The organism is Pseudomonas libanensis (assembly GCF_001439685.1).
Classification (GTDB): domain Bacteria; phylum Pseudomonadota; class Gammaproteobacteria; order Pseudomonadales; family Pseudomonadaceae; genus Aquipseudomonas; species Aquipseudomonas libanensis.
The window spans coordinates 54,675-73,230 of sequence record NZ_JYLH01000006.1 but is presented as its reverse complement, the minus strand read 5'-3'; the positions used below and the strand labels follow the sequence as shown (position 1 = coordinate 73,230).

At 62.0% G+C, this 18,556-nt stretch carries 14 protein-coding genes; 7 read left to right on the top strand and 7 right to left on the bottom strand.

All coding sequences use genetic code 11. From position 1 onward, the window contains the following. Positions 1–2 precede the first annotated feature (2 nt). Entirely contained in the window at positions 3–1,088 is a 1,086-nt protein-coding gene (locus TU73_RS11305; protein WP_057012251.1) for an LLM class flavin-dependent oxidoreductase, read from the top strand. Positions 1,089–1,184: 96 nt separating this feature from the next. Here the strand turns inward: TU73_RS11305 and TU73_RS11300 are convergent, their stop codons facing one another. From TU73_RS11300 to TU73_RS11270, 7 genes are read right to left on the bottom strand one after another with little or no spacing between them, the layout of a single operon-like run. Further along, positions 1,185–2,963 carry a dipeptide ABC transporter ATP-binding protein gene (locus TU73_RS11300; protein ID WP_057012250.1) on the bottom strand — a complete coding sequence of 593 codons (1,779 nt, stop codon included), beginning with the start codon at positions 2,961–2,963 and terminating at the stop codon, positions 1,185–1,187. Beyond that, on the bottom strand, positions 2,960–3,787 hold the full coding sequence (locus TU73_RS11295) for an ABC transporter permease (RefSeq protein WP_057012249.1): 828 nt from the start codon (positions 3,785–3,787) through the stop codon (positions 2,960–2,962). The genes TU73_RS11300 and TU73_RS11295 overlap by 4 nt, the downstream gene beginning before the upstream one ends. Next, positions 3,784–4,839 (bottom strand): ABC transporter permease, encoded by a 1,056-nt coding sequence (locus tag TU73_RS11290; RefSeq protein ID WP_057012248.1) that lies wholly within the window; start codon positions 4,837–4,839, stop codon positions 3,784–3,786. Before TU73_RS11290 ends, TU73_RS11295 begins: the two co-directional genes overlap by 4 nt. Beyond that, positions 4,832–6,388: an ABC transporter substrate-binding protein gene (locus TU73_RS11285; RefSeq protein WP_057012247.1), complete on the bottom strand. Its 1,557-nt coding sequence runs from the start codon at positions 6,386–6,388 to the stop codon at positions 4,832–4,834. Before TU73_RS11285 ends, TU73_RS11290 begins: the two co-directional genes overlap by 8 nt. A 3-nt stretch (positions 6,389–6,391) precedes the next feature. After that, positions 6,392–7,579 (bottom strand): LLM class flavin-dependent oxidoreductase, encoded by a 1,188-nt coding sequence (locus TU73_RS11280; protein ID WP_057012246.1) that lies wholly within the window; start codon positions 7,577–7,579, stop codon positions 6,392–6,394. Positions 7,580–7,625: 46 nt separating this feature from the next. Next, on the bottom strand, positions 7,626–8,354 hold the full coding sequence (locus TU73_RS11275) for a class II aldolase/adducin family protein (protein WP_057012245.1): 729 nt from the start codon (positions 8,352–8,354) through the stop codon (positions 7,626–7,628). A 15-nt stretch (positions 8,355–8,369) separates the two neighbouring features. Further along, a complete protein-coding gene (locus tag TU73_RS11270) occupies positions 8,370–9,413 on the bottom strand; it encodes an ABC transporter substrate-binding protein (RefSeq protein ID WP_057012244.1) in 1,044 nt (347 codons plus the stop codon). Positions 9,414–9,755: 342 nt separating this feature from the next. Here TU73_RS11270 and TU73_RS11265 point away from each other — a divergent pair, with 342 nt between their 5' ends. The 6 genes from TU73_RS11265 (at position 9,756) to TU73_RS11240 (ending at position 18,239) form a co-directional block, all read left to right on the top strand. Then, the gene (locus TU73_RS11265; protein WP_057012243.1) at positions 9,756–10,988 is read left to right on the top strand and encodes an acyl-CoA dehydrogenase family protein; all 1,233 of its coding nucleotides are present in this window, start codon (positions 9,756–9,758) and stop codon (positions 10,986–10,988) included. A gap of 57 nt (positions 10,989–11,045) precedes the next feature. After that, the gene (locus TU73_RS11260; protein WP_057012242.1) at positions 11,046–12,812 is read left to right on the top strand and encodes an ABC transporter ATP-binding protein; all 1,767 of its coding nucleotides are present in this window, start codon (positions 11,046–11,048) and stop codon (positions 12,810–12,812) included. Then, positions 12,805–14,643, top strand: a complete 1,839-nt coding sequence (locus tag TU73_RS11255) for an ABC transporter ATP-binding protein (RefSeq protein ID WP_057012241.1) — start codon at positions 12,805–12,807, stop codon at positions 14,641–14,643. Before TU73_RS11260 ends, TU73_RS11255 begins: the two co-directional genes overlap by 8 nt. Before the next feature lie 203 nt (positions 14,644–14,846). Continuing rightward, on the top strand, positions 14,847–15,998 hold the full coding sequence (locus TU73_RS11250; protein ID WP_057012240.1) for an LLM class flavin-dependent oxidoreductase: 1,152 nt from the start codon (positions 14,847–14,849) through the stop codon (positions 15,996–15,998). A gap of 20 nt (positions 15,999–16,018) precedes the next feature. Beyond that, positions 16,019–17,092 (top strand): ABC transporter substrate-binding protein, encoded by a 1,074-nt coding sequence (locus TU73_RS11245; protein WP_057012239.1) that lies wholly within the window; start codon positions 16,019–16,021, stop codon positions 17,090–17,092. A gap of 88 nt (positions 17,093–17,180) precedes the next feature. Next, positions 17,181–18,239 (top strand): ABC transporter substrate-binding protein, encoded by a 1,059-nt coding sequence (locus TU73_RS11240; RefSeq protein ID WP_057012238.1) that lies wholly within the window; start codon positions 17,181–17,183, stop codon positions 18,237–18,239. The last annotated feature ends 317 nt before the right edge of the window (positions 18,240–18,556 follow it).

Sequence of the window (18,556 nt, the reverse complement as noted above, 5' to 3'; positions counted from 1 at the left end):
CTATGTCTATTGAATTTGTCGGCATGATTTTCCCTCGCCAGTGGTCCGAAACCCGTGGCGTTCGCAGCCCGGATTTCGACCTCGACTTTATCCGTCACCATGCCCGGGCCCATGAACATGCAGGCTTCGACCGCGTGCTGATCGCCAGCGGCCCCGGCAGTGCCGACAGCCTGCAAATTGCCGCGTATGCGGCGGCGCACACTGAGCGATTGGGCTTGATGATCGCCCATCGTCCCGGCCTCACCGCGCCGACCGTCGCTGCCCGCTCGTTTGCCACGCTGGACCACACCACTGGCGGCGGGCGCATTCGGTTGCACGCGATTACCGGCATCACAGCCGAGCCACAGGAAGGCGACTTCCTGCTGGACAAGACCCAACGCTACAGGCGTACCGATGAATATCTGGAGATTGTGCGACGCACTTGGACGGCCGAAGAGCCGTTCGATTTCGAAGGTGAGTACTTCAACATCAAGGGCGCGTTTTCACCGGTCAAACCGTTGCAACAGCCGCATATTCCAATCTCGTTTGGTGGTTCTTCCGACATTGCCTATCAGATCGCGGTGAAGCATGCGGACCTGTATGCGCTGTGGGGCGAGCCGTTAAGCGGCGTGGCTGAGCAAATTGCCAAGCTGAAGGCGGCTGCGTTAACAGCGGGTGTTGAAGCGCCACGGGTCAGTTTGTCGGTACGGCTGATTTTGGGGGCAACAGAGGCATTAGCCTGGCAACGCGCCGAGCAAATCCTGGAGCAGATCAAAGCCAATCCACAGTTTGCCGCAGGCAGTCCGTGGCAGAAGCGGATCAAAGGCACCGGCTCAGAACGTCTGTTAGCAGCTGCGGCGTTGGGTGATCGTCATGATCGCGCGTTGTGGATGCCGACGGCGACTGCGGTGGGCGCTTATGGCGATACCACCGCGCTGGTGGGTACACCGGAAACAGTGGCACAGGCGCTGTTGGACTATGTGGACCTGGGCGTTACCACGTTTTTGAACCGTGGTTATGACCCGCTGTACGACACAGTGGATTATGGGCGGTGGATTATCCCCGCGGTGCGTGAAGAGGCGTTGCGACGCAAGGCAAAAATTGCTTAACGACGGCGGATGCCATCGCCGGCAAGGTGTCCCCTACAAGGGCTTTGTGCACCTGTAGGGACCTGCTTGCCGGCGATTACTGCGCAGCAGTGCCATTCACCTCAACGACGGCGAATGCTCCAACAACGTCCGCGTATACACCGCCTGCGGATGATCCAATACATCATCAACGGCCCCCTGCTCCACCACCCTTCCCACCTTCAACACCAGCACCCGATCGGCAATTGCCCGCACCACGCCCAGGTCGTGGGTCACGAATAACATCGTCAACCCTTCACGCTGTAGCTGGCGCAGCAGGTCCAGGATCGACGCCTGTACCGATACGTCCAATGCCGAGGTGATTTCATCGCAGATCAGCAACCTGGGCTCGCACAACAACGCACGGGCGATGGCCACTCGCTGGCGTTCACCACCTGACAGGCTGTGGGGATAGAGGCCGGCGACTGATCCCGGCAGTGACACACGCTTGAGCACGGCTTCCACTCGCTCCCGTGCTGGCGCCCCTTTTACGCCGAAGAAATGCGCCAGTGGCGCGCTCAGAGTCTGGTACACGGTTTGCCGTGGGTTCAACGCGCGATATGGATTCTGGAAGATGTATTGAATCTGGTGGCGCAGGCCTGCATCGCGCTGGCGGGCGTGCAACGGTAAATGCCGGCCGGCGTAGTCCAGTGCCCCTTCGGCATTCTCCCCAAGGCCAGCAATAGCCCGCGCCAGGCTGGTCTTGCCCGAGCCCGACTCACCCACAATCGCCAGGCATTCACCCGGCTGCACCTGCAACGAGACATCGAACAATACCTGCCGGTCATAGGCGACGTTCAAGCCACTGACCGACAGCAGTGGCAGTTCTACCCGCCCCTTCAAGGCCGCAATTGGCGCGAGTGCCTTGACCTGTAACGCCTGATCGTGAGGCGCCAGGCAAGCCACCCCACGACCGGCCGCGTTCATCTGCAATAACGGCTCAGCCACCGCGCACCCAGCCGTAAACCGCTCACAACGCGGCCCGAAACTGCACCCCTGGGGCCGACGCCCCGGCGCCGGTGCATGCCCGGCAATCGCCGTCAATTCGCGCCGTCCCGCCACATCCGGAATCGCCGCCAGCAACCCTCGGGTATAGGGATGGGACGGTCGACTGAACAACTCATCCCGCGTCGCCGTTTCAACGATGCGCCCGGCGTACATCACCATCACCCGGTCCACCAGGTCCTTGATCACCGCCAGGTCGTGGGACACATACACCGCCGCTACGCCCTGGCTTTTGCACAGCCGACGCAACGTGGCGAGGATATGCGCCTGGGTGCTGACGTCCAGCGCAGTGGTCGGCTCGTCCAGCACGATCAGGCGCGGGCGCAGCACAAAAGCCAGCGCCAGCATCACCCGTTGCTGCTGGCCTCCGGACAGTTGATGGGGAAAGCGCCGCAGAAACCCGTGATCGTCCGGCAAGCCGACATCACGCAGGGTCTCGATGAGGCGCTGCTGTTGCGCCTCGCGGTCAAGCCCAGAAGGATGCGCCGCCAGGGTCTCACGCAACAGGTGACCGATGCGCAGTGCCGGATTGAGCGCGGTGGCCGGGTCCTGGGCGACATAACCGATCAGGCTGCCACGGGCACGGCGCAAGGCTTCGCCTTCCAGGCTCAGCAATGCCTGGTCACCTACGTGCACCTGCCCGCCGACAATCCGTGCACCGCGCCGGGCATGTGCCAGCAACGCAGTCGCCAAGGTGGTCTTGCCCGAGCCCGACTCCCCCACCAAACCGAGAATTTCCCCGGCAGCCAGGCTGAACGAGATGCCCGACACCACATCCACCTGCCCCGGCAATTCCACCCGCAGGTCGCGGACCTGCAACACCCCGGCGTCGATTTCGGTCATCGCATTCATGCTTGTCTGTCTCCCAGCCTTGCGCTGCTGCGGCCGATGCCTTCAGCCAAAATATTGGTGCCGTAGGCAAACACACCGATCAGCACCGCCGGAGCCAATACGGCCCAGGGTTGCACCAGCAGACCGGCCTGGTTTTCATTGATCATCAGCCCCCAGTCAGCGGTGGGTGGCGCCACACCGTAGCCAAGAAAACTCAGGCCCGACAGCATGCCCACACCCCAGGTCAGCATGTTGCCGAAATGCACCAGCAGGGGCGTGAGGATGTTCGGCAGGATCTCCTTGAACAGAATTCGGCGTCGCGAATAGCCCATCATTTGCGCCGCTTCAACGAACTCCTGACCTGCCACTGCTACCGCACTCGCCCGCGTCAAACGGATAACGCCCGGTATAAAGGCGATGGAGACTGTCAGCACGATCAACCACGGTGCGCGCCCCAACATGGACACAATCAGCAGCACCAGAATCAGGTCGGGGAACGCCAGGGACACATCCGCCGACCAGGTAATAAACTGATCCAGGCGCCGACGCGACAAACCCGCCAGCAACCCCAACGTAGTCCCCACCGCCAGTGCAATACTGGCGGCTGCGACCGACATCCACAGCACCGACAAACCACCGCTGAGCAACCGCGACAGCACGTCATGCCCCAGGAAGTCATACCCTAGCCACGCATCACCTGCAGGCGCGCCGTAGACAGGACCGACCATGTCCGTCGACCCGTGAGGTGCCAACCAAGGCCCCAACAGCGCCACGACCACCACCAGCAAAGTGATCAACGCGCCCTTACGTGTTTGTGGCTCGGCCAACCATCGACGGGCACTCATGCATCACCTCGGGAACGGCGCCACCACGGGGTTATTCCCCTTCGGTTGCGTTGAATCAGGGTCACCCGCCGTGCGGTGCGCAGCTTGGGTGTAAGCAGTACGGTCAATAGGTCGGCCAGGAGGTTGATCAGCACCACCGCGAGGGTGATCACCAGCACAATCGCCTGGATCATCGGCAGGTCGCGCATCTGGATCGCGGCGTTCAGCGCGGTGCCGATACCGGGATAGCTGAAGATGACTTCCGCCAGCACTGCACCTGCGATCAACGTACGCAAGGTCAGCGCCACACCCTGGATCGCCGGTACCAGCGCATTGGGCAAAGTATGGCACCAGACAATCCGCCGCTGCGCAATGCCGCGTAGCCTGGCGGCAATCACGTAGTCGGACTCCTGGGCCTCGATCATGGCGGCCCTTACCATGCGCGTGAGGTACGGCAATGCAGTGAGGCTCAAGGCGAATATCGGCAATACCAGAGACTTGAGTTGGCGCAGCAGCGACAGGTCGGGATCCAGGATCGATACCGCGGGTAAGAAATCCATGTGCGGCATGGAAAACAGCAATACCAGGCCAATCGCCAACAGAAACCCCGGCGTGGCTTTCAGAAAGATCAGCAACGACAGGCCCCAGCGATCCAGCCAGCTGTCGCGTCGCAATGCCAGGGCCACGCCAAGGGCCAGTGCGCCAGGCACTACCACGATGATCACCCCGACCAGCAACGCCAGTGTGTAGCCAAAACGCCCCCACAGGATACGGCTGACCGGCGCGTTGGAGTCCAGGGAAACCCCGAGGTCTCCGCACAAGACGCTGCCGAGCCAGCGCAGGTATTGCCACAGGATGGGCTGGTCGAGCCCCAACTGGTGTTGCAGGGTAAGGATGCTTTCCAGCGGCGCGTCCGGGCCGAGGATCACCCGCGCGGGGTCGGATGGCAGGGCCTGGGTGGCGATGAACACCACCAGGCTGATAACCCAGGCCGTCAGCAGGCCGTAACCCAGGCGCCCGATAAACCATGACAACCAAGCAGGCGTGCGTGGAGGATTGGCAGGCTCAAGCATGCTTCAACCACAGTTCGTCAAACCGCCAGGAAGCAAAGGTGGTCTGCTCTGGTGCCAAACCGCCGACCTTGACCGAGGCGGCGTCCAGCACATCGTTGAAGCCCCAAATCAGCAATCCGCCGCGCTCGTGTTGAATCTGCTGGGCCTCGTGTACCAGGCCTTTACGCAACTCCAGGTCTGGCTGCGCAAGGGCCTTACGGTAGAGGTCATCAAAACGCGGGTCATGAAAGTTGCTGCGGTTGTAGATCGCCAGCGGCGCGTCGTTGTGCAGTGCCGAGGCCAGAAAACCCCGGGCCGGCGTAGATCCGGGCGACACTTGCCACTGCTCACGCTGCGGGCCGTTGAACACAGCGCCATCCACTTGGGTCACGCGTATCTCGACACCGGCCTTTTTCGCTTGCTGGGCAAACACCAGCGCGGCGTTTACACCGGGCCCAGGCGTGGTGGTCAGTTCCACGCGCAAATCCGTCTGCCCGGCCTGACGCAGCAGCGAGCGGGCCTGCTCCAGATCATACGGCCGTTGGGCAATCGCATGGTCGTAGGTGGGATCGTGAGGTGAATACAGGTCATTGGCAATGCGACCGAAACCGTTGAGGCCACGGTCCACCAGCTCTCGCCGATCCGCCAGCAAGCGAAACGCCTGGCGCACCCGCACATCATCGAAGGGCGGCTTGGCCAGGTTAAGATTGAAACCGGTAAACGACGTACTTGGCGACACGCACAACGACAAGCGCGAGTCGGCCTTGAGCAACGCACTGTGCTCGGCCTGCACACCGCTGGCCACATCGATCTGTCCGGCGCGCAACGCGGCAACACGGGAGACCTGGTCCTTGAACTCGATGATTTCCAGCTCATCGGCATAAGGCTGGCCGGGTTTGTAGTAGTTCTCAAACCGCGTGTACAACGAGCGCTGGCCGGGTACGAAACGCTTGAGCCTATAAGGGCCGGCACCTACCGGATTGGTGATGGGGTCATAGTCGGTGGGGACGATGCCGCCAAAGCTGATCAGGGTTTCATCCAGAGGGAAGAAGCTCTGGCCTTGCTTGAAGCGAATTTCGATGGTGCGCTCATCCAGCTTGCGTAAGGCATTGCGGTCAATGGCACCGACCAGGCCGGCAAACGGCGATGCCAGCTTGGGATCGGTAAGGCGCAACAACGAAAACAGCATGTCGTCAGCGCCGATGGTCTTGCCATGGTGAAACTCCAGGCCCGGCTTGATGCGGATAGTCCAGGCACTCGCATCGGCATTCGGTTCGGCGAACTCGGCCAGGGCCAGGCGTGTGCTGACATCGGTGTTCCATTCCCAGAACTTGCTGTACAACGCCCAGCCACGAATGATCCCGCCGCCCACCGGTTTATGGGCATCCAGGTTGCCGGACTGATCGCCATCGATAATCCCAATGCGCAGGCGCCCACCGCTGACGGGCTTACCGCTCAGTACGGCGGCACCCTGAGTCGTCGCGCCGCTGTCGCAGCCGCCCAACAGCAAACCACCACCGATGGCCAAGCTGCTGCCAAGAAACACCCGGCGAGAAAATCCATCACTCATGGTTCAAGCCTCTTGGCGCTGCGGCGACTTTGGGCTGACACCCAGACGCGGCGCTTCAAAGCCGTGGTCCAGGTCCAGCAGCGGGAACAGCAGGTCGGCCACGCGGTGGGCTTCATCGATCAGCGGGAAGCCAGACAGAATGAACGAGGAAGTGCCCTGGGCTTCGTATTCGCGGATGCGCTCGGCGACCTGTTCCGCGCTGCCCACCAAGTAGGTACCAGCGGCCGGCCCGAGGATATTGAAACCGAACAGGCTCGGGCCAAGCCATACGTTAGGATAGATCTCCAGCTCACGCGCGGTCGGCAAACGACCGGCGCGAATGGTCTCGACGTTACGCTGGGTCTGCGGGTCGTCGCTGTGGAAATCTTCCAGGCTCACACCGGCCGGCAACTGGCGCTCGATAGCGTAGCGCGCAGTTTGCAGCGAGGTGCGTTGCAGGAGTCTTTCGGCGTGGGCCCAGGCTTCTTCCTCGGTCTCGCGCACGATGATTTGCAAGCGTGTGCCGAAGGTCAGTTCGCGACCGATCTTCGCCGCTTCAGCGGCGACTTTGCGAAACTTGTCGCCGAGTTTTGGCGGAGTATTGGCGAAGCTCAGGTACACGTCGAGCAATTGCACCGAATGCTCGACGCCGGGCCCTGAGGTTCCGGCGCCCCACAACGGGATGCCCGGCTTCTGGTAAGGCGGATGCCAGCCGCCCAGCGGATGGTTGGCTGCGCCCGGCGAACGCGGTGCGAGCTTGACGTACTCACCGTCATAGCCACGCGTGTCGCCGGCATAGAAACCCTGGAACGCCCGCCAGTATTCCAGGCTGAAGGCGTATCGCTCGTCATGCGGGTAGTGCACCCCAAGTGTCGCAAGGCCTGCGTCATTGCCATTGACCACGTTGAACAGCAGGCGGCCATTGGAGAACTGATCGAAGGTCAGCGCCCACTTGGCCAACACCGCTGGCGATAACTCGCCCGGGTGCTGCGCCACCAGAAAACGCAGGCGCTGGGTGGCGTCGACCAACGACGCGGCCACCGCCAGGCTTTCATTGGGGCTGGAACCGAGCAGCGAACCGTAGTAGCCAAGGCGATCACTGGCCACGGCGAGCTGTTTGAGGTGCTGGAAATCAGTGTTCCAACGGCCTTCCGGCTCCCATGGGTACGGGCCATCGGGCGTGGTCAAGTACCAAAGAATTTTTACAGCCATAAAAAACATCCTTGAAATAGAGAACCCTGTGGGAGCTGGTATGGCGTTAGCGGCGGTCGATGGCCGGGACCAGGCCCAGTGCCGTGGCTTGTTCGAACAGGCCGCTCATTTTCCATTGCTGGGTCAACACGCCCGGCCCGTAGGCCCGTGAGCCACCGAGCGCATCGGCAAGCAATTGCAGTTGTGCACCCTCCTCGAGCAACAGGATGAATTCGGCGGTAGCGCGCAGGCCTTGCTTGCCCCACACGGTAGAGCCGCCATTGGCCTCCAGGATCGCCAGGTTGAAGGGGTTCTCGGCGATTTTGTCGAGGATAAAGTCCACTTCCTGTTGGCGACGGTCGATATACACCGGCAGTTCACGGGCCAACTGGTAGCGCTGCACCGGCACGTAATGGAATGGCAAGGTGCGGTGGGTCTGGGCCCAGGCGCCCAGGTACGGCGAATGCACGTGGGACACAGTGGTCACATCCGGGTGTTGCTGGAACAGCTTGGTGTAGCGCCCCAGACCGCCCTTGCCCTTGCCAAAAACCACGTTGCCGGCAAAGTCGGTAACCGTGGCTTGCAGCGGTTTGCGGTAGTTCCAGGGACCTGCGTAGTTCACCGACACCAACAGTTCCTGGCCAGGTACGCGTTCGATAAAGCCGACGGTCCCAGCAGCGGTGATAGTGTTTGTTTCACGGAATACGGTGAAGGCTTCTTCGGCTTCCAGCAGGACCTTATCGATAAAGGTTTGCAGTTCCTGGCTGATCGGTTGTGCGTGGGCAATGGCAGTCATGGGGATTCTCCGGATTCAGGTGCGGCGCTTGGCCAACAGTTCATGGGCAGCTTGCAGGGGGCGCGGGTCGACCCAGTCGGCGATGGCAAAATCGCGCTCCAGGAAGCCGTGCAGGTAGAGGAAATCTTTCTGGATGTCGAGGCATTCCAGGCGCTGGGCAGACAGCTCCGGCGCCAGGGTGGTGTGGAAATCACCGCGATAAGCCTCGGCCACACCGGCACTGCCGGCGCGAGTTTCTTCTTCTAGAATGGCGTTCAGGCTGTCGCGGTTGTTGGCCGCCCAATCGGCGGCGCTGAGGGTTTGCGCGAGAAAGCGCACCACCAGGTCAAAGTGGTTGTCCAGCAGGCTCTGGTGAACGGTGATCGGACGCGGCGTGCCGTTGTTGATGCGGTAGCGCGGCTCGGCGATCAGGTCCAAGTCGATCCCCACCACCAGCCCCAGGCGGCGTGCGGCGTCGGCCGCCGAAGCGCCCTTGACGTAAACCGCATCCACCTCTCCACGCACCAGGTAATTCAGGCCGGACCACAAGCGCTGCAAACCTTGCTGCGGGTCAGGCGCTTGTTCCTGGTCCTGCAATGCCACTTCCACCAGTTCCACATCATCAAAGCCCAGGCCGGCCAGGCTCAATGCGCCCTTATAGCCATGCAGGCTCATGGCGCGGGCGATACTGCCAGGACGGTTTTCACCCCAGGCCGGCAGGGCCAGGCGCTTGCCTTTGAGGTCTGCGGGACGGGTGATGCCGGAGTCCGGGCGGACCAGGATGGTCTGCCATTCCTCGATCCAGGTCAGGCCGATCAAGCGGCTCGGCGCACCCGCAGCACGTGCGGCCAATGCAGGGACGTTGCCGCCTTCGCGAAACAGTCCCGGCAAATCGTGATCGTAATGGTGCCGGCCCAACTGACGCGCCTCCTGCAAGGTGGACACCGGCAGGCCGTCGGGGGCGAACTCCTCGGTCAACCAGCCCAGCTTGTAGGCGATGCCGGACGCAGTCGGCACCGGGCAACGGGTAAACCAGATCTGCTCCAGCTCAGGCGTGGGCAGGACAGCGGAAAGTGTCATGGGCAGCTCCATTAAATTGGGCAAGTCAGTGGAGACGGTATTGCAGAGGGCGTGCCAATCGCTCAAAGCCCCGGTTTACAAGGACATGGAAACAAACATCCAAACGCGACTGCTGGCCTGCCAACAGCACTGCTGCTCTTCCAGCAGCCGTTTCACGACACTGCTTCCCCAGCAGCAAACCGGCACGCCCCCTACCCCGTACAGCAGGGGTTTGCTCGTTGGCGCAGAACTTGCTCAAGCCCTCCCAACACCAACCTCCCCGTAGGAGCCGGCTTGCCGGCGATGTTCGTCAACGATGACGCACAACCATAGGGGGAACGGGGCAAACCAAAGGATGAATGAATGACAACGTATGAACAGGCGCCCGCCCGCCACCTGCACAGCGAAACCGAGGCCATCGACGCCGCCAGAGAAATCGCCGTGGAGATCGCCAGCATTGCCGCCGACACCCAGCAAAATGGCCAACTGCCCTGGCGCCAGGCGCAATTGCTGTCCGAAAGCGGCATCACCGCCATCGGTGTACCCAAGGCCTTCGGCGGCCTGGGCGCATCGGTGCAGACCATCGTCGAAACCGTGCGCATCATTTCGGTGGCCGACGGCGGCGTCGGGCAATTGCTGCAAATCCACAATGTGATGCTGCGCGGGATTTTCAACGGTTACCCGGACGCAGTACGCGATCGACTGGTCAGCGATGTCCTGGCTGGCAAGCGTTTCGGCAACGCCCTGGCCGAGGTAGGCGGCAAGAACAAGTTCGCCCTCAAGACCCGCGTCGAACGCCGCGAGGACGGCGCCCTGATACTCAATGGCAGCAAGTTCTACTCCACGGGCTCTTACCTGGCCGAATGGATCTCCCTCACGGCCGCATCCGAAGACGGCGGTGCCGGCGTATTGCTCAACCGCAACACGCCAGGCCTGACCCTGGTGGACGACTGGGACGCCTTCGGCCAGAACAACTCGGTGAGTGGCACGGTGAACTTCGACAATATCGTGCTGGATGACGATTTTGTTTCACGCCGCAAGGGCCCAATGAAGCGTACGGGGTTGACCTTCCCGCAGATCCTTCACGCGGCCATTGATACCGGTATCGCGGCCGGCGCGTTGTCGGCGGCCGTCGATTACCTCAAGCACAACGCTCGGCCTTGGGTGGAAAGCGGCGTAGACCATGCCAATGAAGAGCCGCACATCATCAAACAGATTGGCGAATACGCCGTGGCCCTGCGCGCCGCTGAATCCCTGCTGCGCGATGCGGCCCGGATATTTGACCGCCATGAGCAAGACCCGGAAAACAAAGAGCTGCAAGACGAGCTGATCCTTTCGGTGGCCACTGCCCGTGCCCATTCGGACAGCGCCTCGCTGAAGATCTCCAGCGATATCTTCTCGCTGCTGGGGGCCAGTTCATCGCTGAGCAAATGGAACCTCGACCGCTTCTGGCGCAATGCCCGGGTGCACACCACCCACGACCCGATCCGCTGGCGCCTGCACCATGTGGGCAACTACTACCTCAATGGCGTGGACCCCGGTGAATACACCGCGATCCTCAACGCCAAGGAAACCCAGGGCGCTACACGCAAATAACTCACCTCAGGGTTTTTATGTGTGCCCCTATACGCCGTTTATGCCAATGAGCTTTTCATGATCGAACGACACCCTCTTCTACGCAGCCTGGCGATCTATAGGGAAATGCCCTGGCGATTCACCCTGGTGGCGGCGCTGTACGTGGCCATCAACCTGGGCCTGGTCTGGCAGCAATGGCTGATCGGCCATGCAGTCAATGACGTGAGCGCCGGGCGTGCAGTGGTACGCCTCGGCGACGGCAGCCTGGATGCCGGCCTTGGCTGGTACTGGCTGGGCCTGATGCTGGCCGTGGCCCTGGGCCGTGGCGTGCTGCAATACGTCGCCAGCGTGTTGTCGCTGGTGATCAGCCAGGAACTGCTGACGCGCCTGCGCGAACGCATCCTGGCCCAGGTGCAAAGCCTGCACCTGGGCTATCACTGGCAGCACGGCATGGGTGAAATGATCACCCGCACCACCCGTGATGCCGACAAAGTGCGCGACGCGTTGATCACCTTCTGGCGGCAGTTGGTAGAGACACCGCTGGTGGTGCTGGCCACGGTTGGCCTGCTGAGCTGGTACAACCCGCTGCTGGGGCTGGTGCCGCTATTGCTGACGGTGACCGGCTTGGCGATTTTCGTGCGCCAGACCGAACAGCTGGTGAGCCTGGATCGCGCGGTCGGTAGCGCCTATGACCGGGTCAACCAGGACCTGAGCGAAGGCATTGGCGGCGTACGGGTGATCAAGTCGTTCGCCCTGGAACAGCGGCGTATCCAGGGCTTTGCCGATCAGGTGGCGGTGTTTGCTGCGTTGGCGCGCCAGGCCCTGGCTTATTCCAGCTCACGTATTCCGCTGCCCCAGGCGGTAGTGGCGCTGGGTCACGTGTGGATCCTGGTATACGGCGCGCACCTGGTGGCGACCGGTCAACTGGGAATCGGCGAATTGGTCACTTCGCTGCTGATCGCCACCACCTTGGTGTTTCGTATAGAGGGCATCGGCCGGGTAATGCAGACCTTCGCCGATGCCCGCGCCAGTGCCGAACGCATCTGGCAACTGCTGGACGCCCCGGCCGCGATCCGCAGCGGTGCTGCCACCCTACCCGCCAGCCCGCTGGGACTTAAGCTGGAACAGGTCAGCGTGACCGCGCCCGGTGGTGGCCGCGACATTTTGCACGGCTGTTCGCTGACCTTGCAGCCGGGTGAAATCGTCGCGCTAGTGGGCGCAACCGGTACCGGTAAGAGCCTGCTCGCCAGCTTGCTGCCACGCCTGAGCGATGTGACCGCCGGGCGCCTGTTGCTCGGTTCGGACAACGACGGCTGGCAGGACATCCGTGACCTGCAACTGGGCCCGCTGCGTCAGCGGGTGCATGTGGTACCCCAGGAGAGTTTCCTGTTTGCCGGCAGCCTGGCGTCCAACCTGCGCCTGACCGCGCCTAATGCCACTGACGAAGAACTGCGCGAAGCGTTGCATCAAGCCGCTGCTGAAGATGTCCTGCAGCGCCTGCCCCAGGGCCTTGAAACCCCTCTCGGCGATAGGGGCGTGACCTTATCCGGCGGCCAGCGCCAACGCCTGTGCCTGGCCCGCGCGCTGCTCGGCAAACCCGACATCCTGTGCCTGGACGACGCCACCAGCGCCCTCGACGCCATCAGCGAGCGCCAGGTGCTGCACAACCTGCGACACCTGCGCGGCACCACGGTGCTGGTGATCTCCAGCAAGCTCTCGACCATCCTGCTGGCCGACCGCGTGCTGATGCTGGACAAAGGCAGGATCACCGCCCAAGGCCCCCATGCTGAACTGCAATCAACCAATGCGCACTACCGCGACCTGCTGGGGATAGACCATGGCTAACCCGCTGCCAGGCAAAGCCTTGAGCGATATCGAAATCGAAGAAATGCTGGCGAAAAAGGCCCTTGATCGTGGCATGTTCAAACGCTTGCTGCCGTTGCTGCGACCGATCCGTCGGCAGATTGCGGCTGTTATCGGCATTGAGATCCTACTGGTGTTCACCGTGTTCCTGCGGCCCTGGTTTGTGCGCGAGCTGCTGGACCGAGGGTTGATCCGGCAAGCCGATCACTGGTTGCTGGATGAACACCTGGTGCTATGGCTGGGCCTGGGCCTGGCGACCAGTTGGCTGGCGCGTTTCCTGCTGGCCGGGGTCTCGCAGTTTGTTGCCGGCGGCGCGGCGATCCGCGTGTTGAATGCCTTGCGCGTGCAGGTATTTGCCCATGTGCAGAACCTGAGCGTGAGCTACTTCGACCAGACCCGTGCAGGGCGCATCATTTCCCGGGTCGACCGCGATGTGGACGCCCTCGAACCGCTGGTGATCCAGGGTCCGCCGGAGTTGCTGGGCGCCGTGCTGCGCTGCGGCCTGGCTTCGGTGATGCTCTGGCGCATCGACCCACGGTTCTTCCTCAGTCTGGTGGCGACGGTGCCATTGCTGGTGCTCGCGACATGGAGCTTCAAGCGTATTTCCCAGCGCAACTGGGCCAAGGTCGCAGAGAACCGCAGCCGCTTTACCGCGCACTTGGTGGAAAGTGTCAGCGGTGCGCGCTTGCTGCAACAGTGCGCCCAGGAAGCGCCGAACCTGCAGCGCTATCGCGTGCTGCTGGATGATTTCAACCATGCACTGATTCGCGGCAGTTTGCGCTCGTCGTGGTTTGCACCGTTTACCGCACTGCTCAGTTCAGCAGGCATCGCGCTGTTATTGCTGGCGGGTGCGTATGGGTTGGCGGCGGGTGACGTCAGTGTCGGCCAGGTGGCAGAAAGCCTGTTCTACGTGTTTCTGTTCCTGGGGCCATTGCAGGAGCTCTCGGACCTGTTTGAACGCTACGCCACGGGTTCGGCGTCGGCCCAGCGGATCTTCCTGTTGCTTGACACGCGCCCGCAGATCGTCGACAGCGCCACCCCCCGCGCATTGGAACGCGCTCGCGGGGAAGTACAGTTTGACCAAGTGGAGTTCGGTTATGGTCAGGCGCCCGTCATCAAAGGCTTGAACCTGTATATTCCAGCCGGAGAAGTGCTGGCGATCGTCGGTCCGTCCGGCCACGGCAAAAGCACCTTGGTGCAACTGCTGACACGCTTCTACGAAGTCCAAGCCGGAGCCGTGCGACTCGACGGCATCAATGTGCGCGACCTGGCGCAACACACCTTGCGTCGCCATGTGGGCGTGGTGTTGCAGGACAATGTGCTGTTCAGCGGCAGCATCCTCGCCAACCTGCGCCTGGCCGCGCCCCATGCCGATGATGCAACGCTGGTCGCCGCTGCCCGTGAACTGGGCGCCGATGAAGTGCTGGAACGCCTGCCCCATCAATACCACACTGAAGTAGGGCCGCTGGGGGCTCATCTGAGCCATGGCCAGCGGCAACTGGTGTGCCTGGTGCGCGCGTACCTGGCGGACCCGGCGGTGCTGGTACTGGATGAGGCGACGTCGGCGGTCGATATTCATACCGAACGGCGTATCCAACGAGCCTTGCGACGTCTGTGCGAGGGGCGCACGGCAATCATCATCGCCCACCGCCTGACAACAATTCGGGATGCCGACCGGATTGCCGTCGTACGCCACGGCCAAGTGGCGGAACTGGGGCCACACCAGCAATTGATCGGACAGGCCGGGCCCTATGCAGCGCTGTACCACACCTACCTGCGCAGCGCCCATCAACCTGACGCCATCGCCCTATAGGAGCCGGCTTGCCGGCCCCCCCTGAAAGCCTATGTTGCGCGTCCAGCATTGGTTGCTGGGAGGCTGCTGCTACAGCAGCAGCCCTCTACTTCTGAAGTGCGGTTGCCCCCGTAGCCACTGGCCGAAGCGTCCATGGCATGCACGTTGCACAGACCTTGAGCATTAGGTCTGCGCCCCTTGCACGACTCAAATCAGGAGCACCCATGAGCACTGAATTTTTCTGGCGCCTGCCGTTGGGCACCGACGGTCCGCAACTGACCACCGACAAACACAACCGTGGCAACCCCGACTACCGGCCCGGCAATATCGCCCCGGGGCGATTACCCAACGGCGAGCCGGATGACTTCACCTACATCGACTACATCGCCCAAGTGGCCAAGGCCGCCGAACTTGCAGGTTTTGAAGGCGCCCTGCTGCCCACCGGCCCCGAGCCCTGGATCGCCGCTGCAGCGCTGGCCCGCGAAACCCGGCGCATCAAGTTCCTGATCGCCTTCCAAGCCACCTGGACCCTGCCCGCCTACGCCGCGCAGCAAGCTGCGATCCTGCAGAACCTCAGCCGTGGCCGCCTGGAGTGGAACATCATCACCGGCGGTAACCCCGCGAGCCAACGCGCCAATGGTGATTTCCTCGAACATGACCTGCGCTACAAGCGCACCGGCGAATTCCTCGACATCATCCAGGGCCTGTGGGAGAACGAAAAATTCTCCTACGACGGTGCGATCTATCAGCTGGAAAACGGTGCCCTGCCCACCGGCCTGCGTCATGAGCGCAAGCCGGGGGTGTATTTCTCCGGATTCTCCGATGCTGCGTTGGGCGTTGCCGCCAAACACGCCGACGTGTACCTGAATTGGGCCGAGCCCATCGACAAGCTCAAGCCGCATATCGAGCGCGTACGCGAGTTGGCTGACAAACAAGGGCGCACGGTACGTTTCGGCCTGCGGGTCGACCTGTTCGCCCGTGAGACCGAAGAGCTGGCCTGGAAAGACCTGCGACGTCAATTCGACAAACTCGAAGGCAAGACCAGTACGGTTGCCAAAGGCTTTACCAGCGGTTCGGATTCAGTCGGCGGCGCACGGCAGACCGCCTATCACCAGAACGTCGACCGCTTCGACGACCTGACCATCGGCCCCAACCTCTGGGCTGGTTTCGCCAAGGCCAAGCCGGGACCCACCGTCGGCCTGGTGGGCAGCCACGAAAACATCGCCGAGCGCCTGGTGGAATACCGCGACGCTGGCTTCTCGACCTTTATCCTTGCTGGCAACCCGCACCTTGAGGAAGCCTTGCGCATTGGTCAGGAAGTCTTGCCGCTGGTGCACCAACGCCCGGCGATCCAACCTTTGAAAGCCAGCGCCTGAGCGCTGGGGGAGAATCTCTGATGACACAACCCCTCGACACTCTCTGGTATACCCGTTGTCCCGTGCCAACCGGGCTGGGCATCGCCGTACAAAAGGGCTGGTTGCAAGACACCGTCGGCGCCTTGGGCACCGAGGTGCAGTCCCTGCGCGAATCGAATGACAAGGCCGTGCGCGAGTCGCACTTCGACCACACCTTGCAGAACTCGGTGCGCCATGGCGGCAATATCCCGGCGATCTGGGCCCGTGCCCAAGGCCGCGAAACCCGGGTGATCGGCTTGTCCTGGGCGGATGAAGTGCAACTGATCCTGACCCGCCCGGCCAGCGGCATCAAGACCGTCAAGGACCTCAAGGGCCGCACCTTCGGCTTGCCGGACTGGGCCGACGTTCAAATCGACTTCACCCGCGCCCAGGCCCTGCGCGGCCTGGAAAACGCGCTGTCGCTGGAAGGCCTGAAAGTCGGCGATGTGAAGCTTGTCAACTTCCGCTACGGCGGTACCTTCAGTGACAGCGCCGTGCGCAATGTGGCCGGCACGCCGGTTAACACCCAGGTCAGCGCGCGCAACCTGGAACTGATCGGCCTGCTGCGCGGCGAGGTGGATGCAATTTTCCTCAAGGGCGCCAGCGCCGCCCAGCACGCCCATGATTTCGGCCTGCATATCGTGATTGATACCGGCGCCCACCCCGACCCACTGATCCGCAGCAACAACGGCACCCCACGCACGCTGGCGGTAGACCTGAATCTGCTGGAGAACCATTTTGACGTGGCCACTGGCATCCTCGACGCGGTGCTGCGCGCCGAACAGTGGGCCCATACCCACCCGGAAGACACCCGCCGTTACCTGGCGCGGGAAACCAACAGCAGCGAGTATTGGGTGACAGCCGCCTATGGCCAGGACGCGCACCTGCGCCTGCGTACCGAGCTGGATGAACAGGCGATTGCCGCCCTGCAGGACTTCACCAACTTTTTGCACCGCTGGTGCTTTATTCCACAGCGCTTCGATGTGCGTGAATGGATCGATGCACGGCCGTTGAGCACAGCGCTCAACGAGAGCGCCAACCCTGCAGAAGCTGGGTTACCAGCGATGGCCTCCTAATGATCACTGCATCATTCACGGGCGCCATCGCCAGCAAGCCGGGCTCCTGCAATGTGCAAACATTTCATGGATTTGAACGAAGAATTTTATGAGCAAACCACTCGATACTCTCTGGTATACCCACAGCCCGGTCCCCACCGGGCTTGGCATCGCGGTGCAGTCCGGGCGACTGGCCGAAGCCTTCCTGCCCTTTGGCACCAATATCCAATCGTTGCGCGAATCCACCGAGCGGGAAGTGCGCGAAGCCCACTATGACCATCACCTGCAGAATTCGGTGCGCCACGGTGGCAATATCCCGGCGATCTGGGCCTACGCCAGTGGCGTCGAAACCCGCGTGCTGGGCTTGTCGTGGAGCGACGAGGTGCAGCTGATCCTCACCACCGCAGAGAGCGGTGTCAAGAGCGTACGCGACCTGAAAAACCGCCGTTTCGGTCTGCCCAAGTGGGCCAACGTACAGATCGACTTCACGCGTGCCCAGGCCCTGCGTGGCCTGGAAAACGCACTCAAACTTGAAGGCTTGAACGTGTCGGACGTGGAACTGGTGGATTACCCCTATGGCGGGACCTACAGCGATAACCAGACCTCCTATGTGTATGGCCCCGAAATCGGACTGGGGGTCAGCCGCTTCAGTCGGCGCAACAATGAACTGATCGGCCTGCTGCGCGGCGATATCGACGCGATCTTTCTCAAGGGCGCCCACGCTGTGCACTTGGCCAATGAGTTCGGCTTGCATGTCGTAGTAGATACTGGCTCGCACCCTGACCCGTTGATCCGCAGCAACAACGGCACGCCGCGCACCCTCACCGTGGATATCAACCTGCTGCAAGAGCATTTCGATGCCAGCGTGAAAATCGTCGATACCGTGCTGCGCACCGAGCAATGGGCCTGGGCCAACCCGGATGAAACCCGGCGTTTTCTCGCCAAAGAACTCAATACCAGTGAATACTGGGTCACGGCCGCCTATGGTGAAGATGCGCACCGTCGACTGCGGACCACGCTGGACTCGCGCTCGATCGATGCGTTGCAGGATTTCACCGACTTCCTGTTCCGCTGGAACTTCATCCCGCGCCGCTTCGATGTACGCGACTGGATCGACTTCAGCGTGCTGGAAAAAGTCATCGGTTCCACTTCGCGCGTCGCTGTTTAGTCCGACCCTACCTGTAGGAGCCCGGCTTGCCGGCGATGGCAGCCGTGAAAATGCCATCGCCGGCAAGCCGCGCTCCTACAATTAATGTGTGATCAGTGCCAGCTGTGTTGGCCTGGCAACACTTCTCCTGCTGCTCCAGCAGCACCCTGCGCGCACTTTCTGCTGAATCCTCCGCATGCCGTTTTCACGCTCCTTGAAAGCGTTATAAAATTCAGCCTTATATAATATTTTTATTATTAAAATCATAAGGTTACGACCATGTATCAACACTGAAATCCTCTTGGCACGATCTCTGCTCTAGCCCCTTCAAGGACACA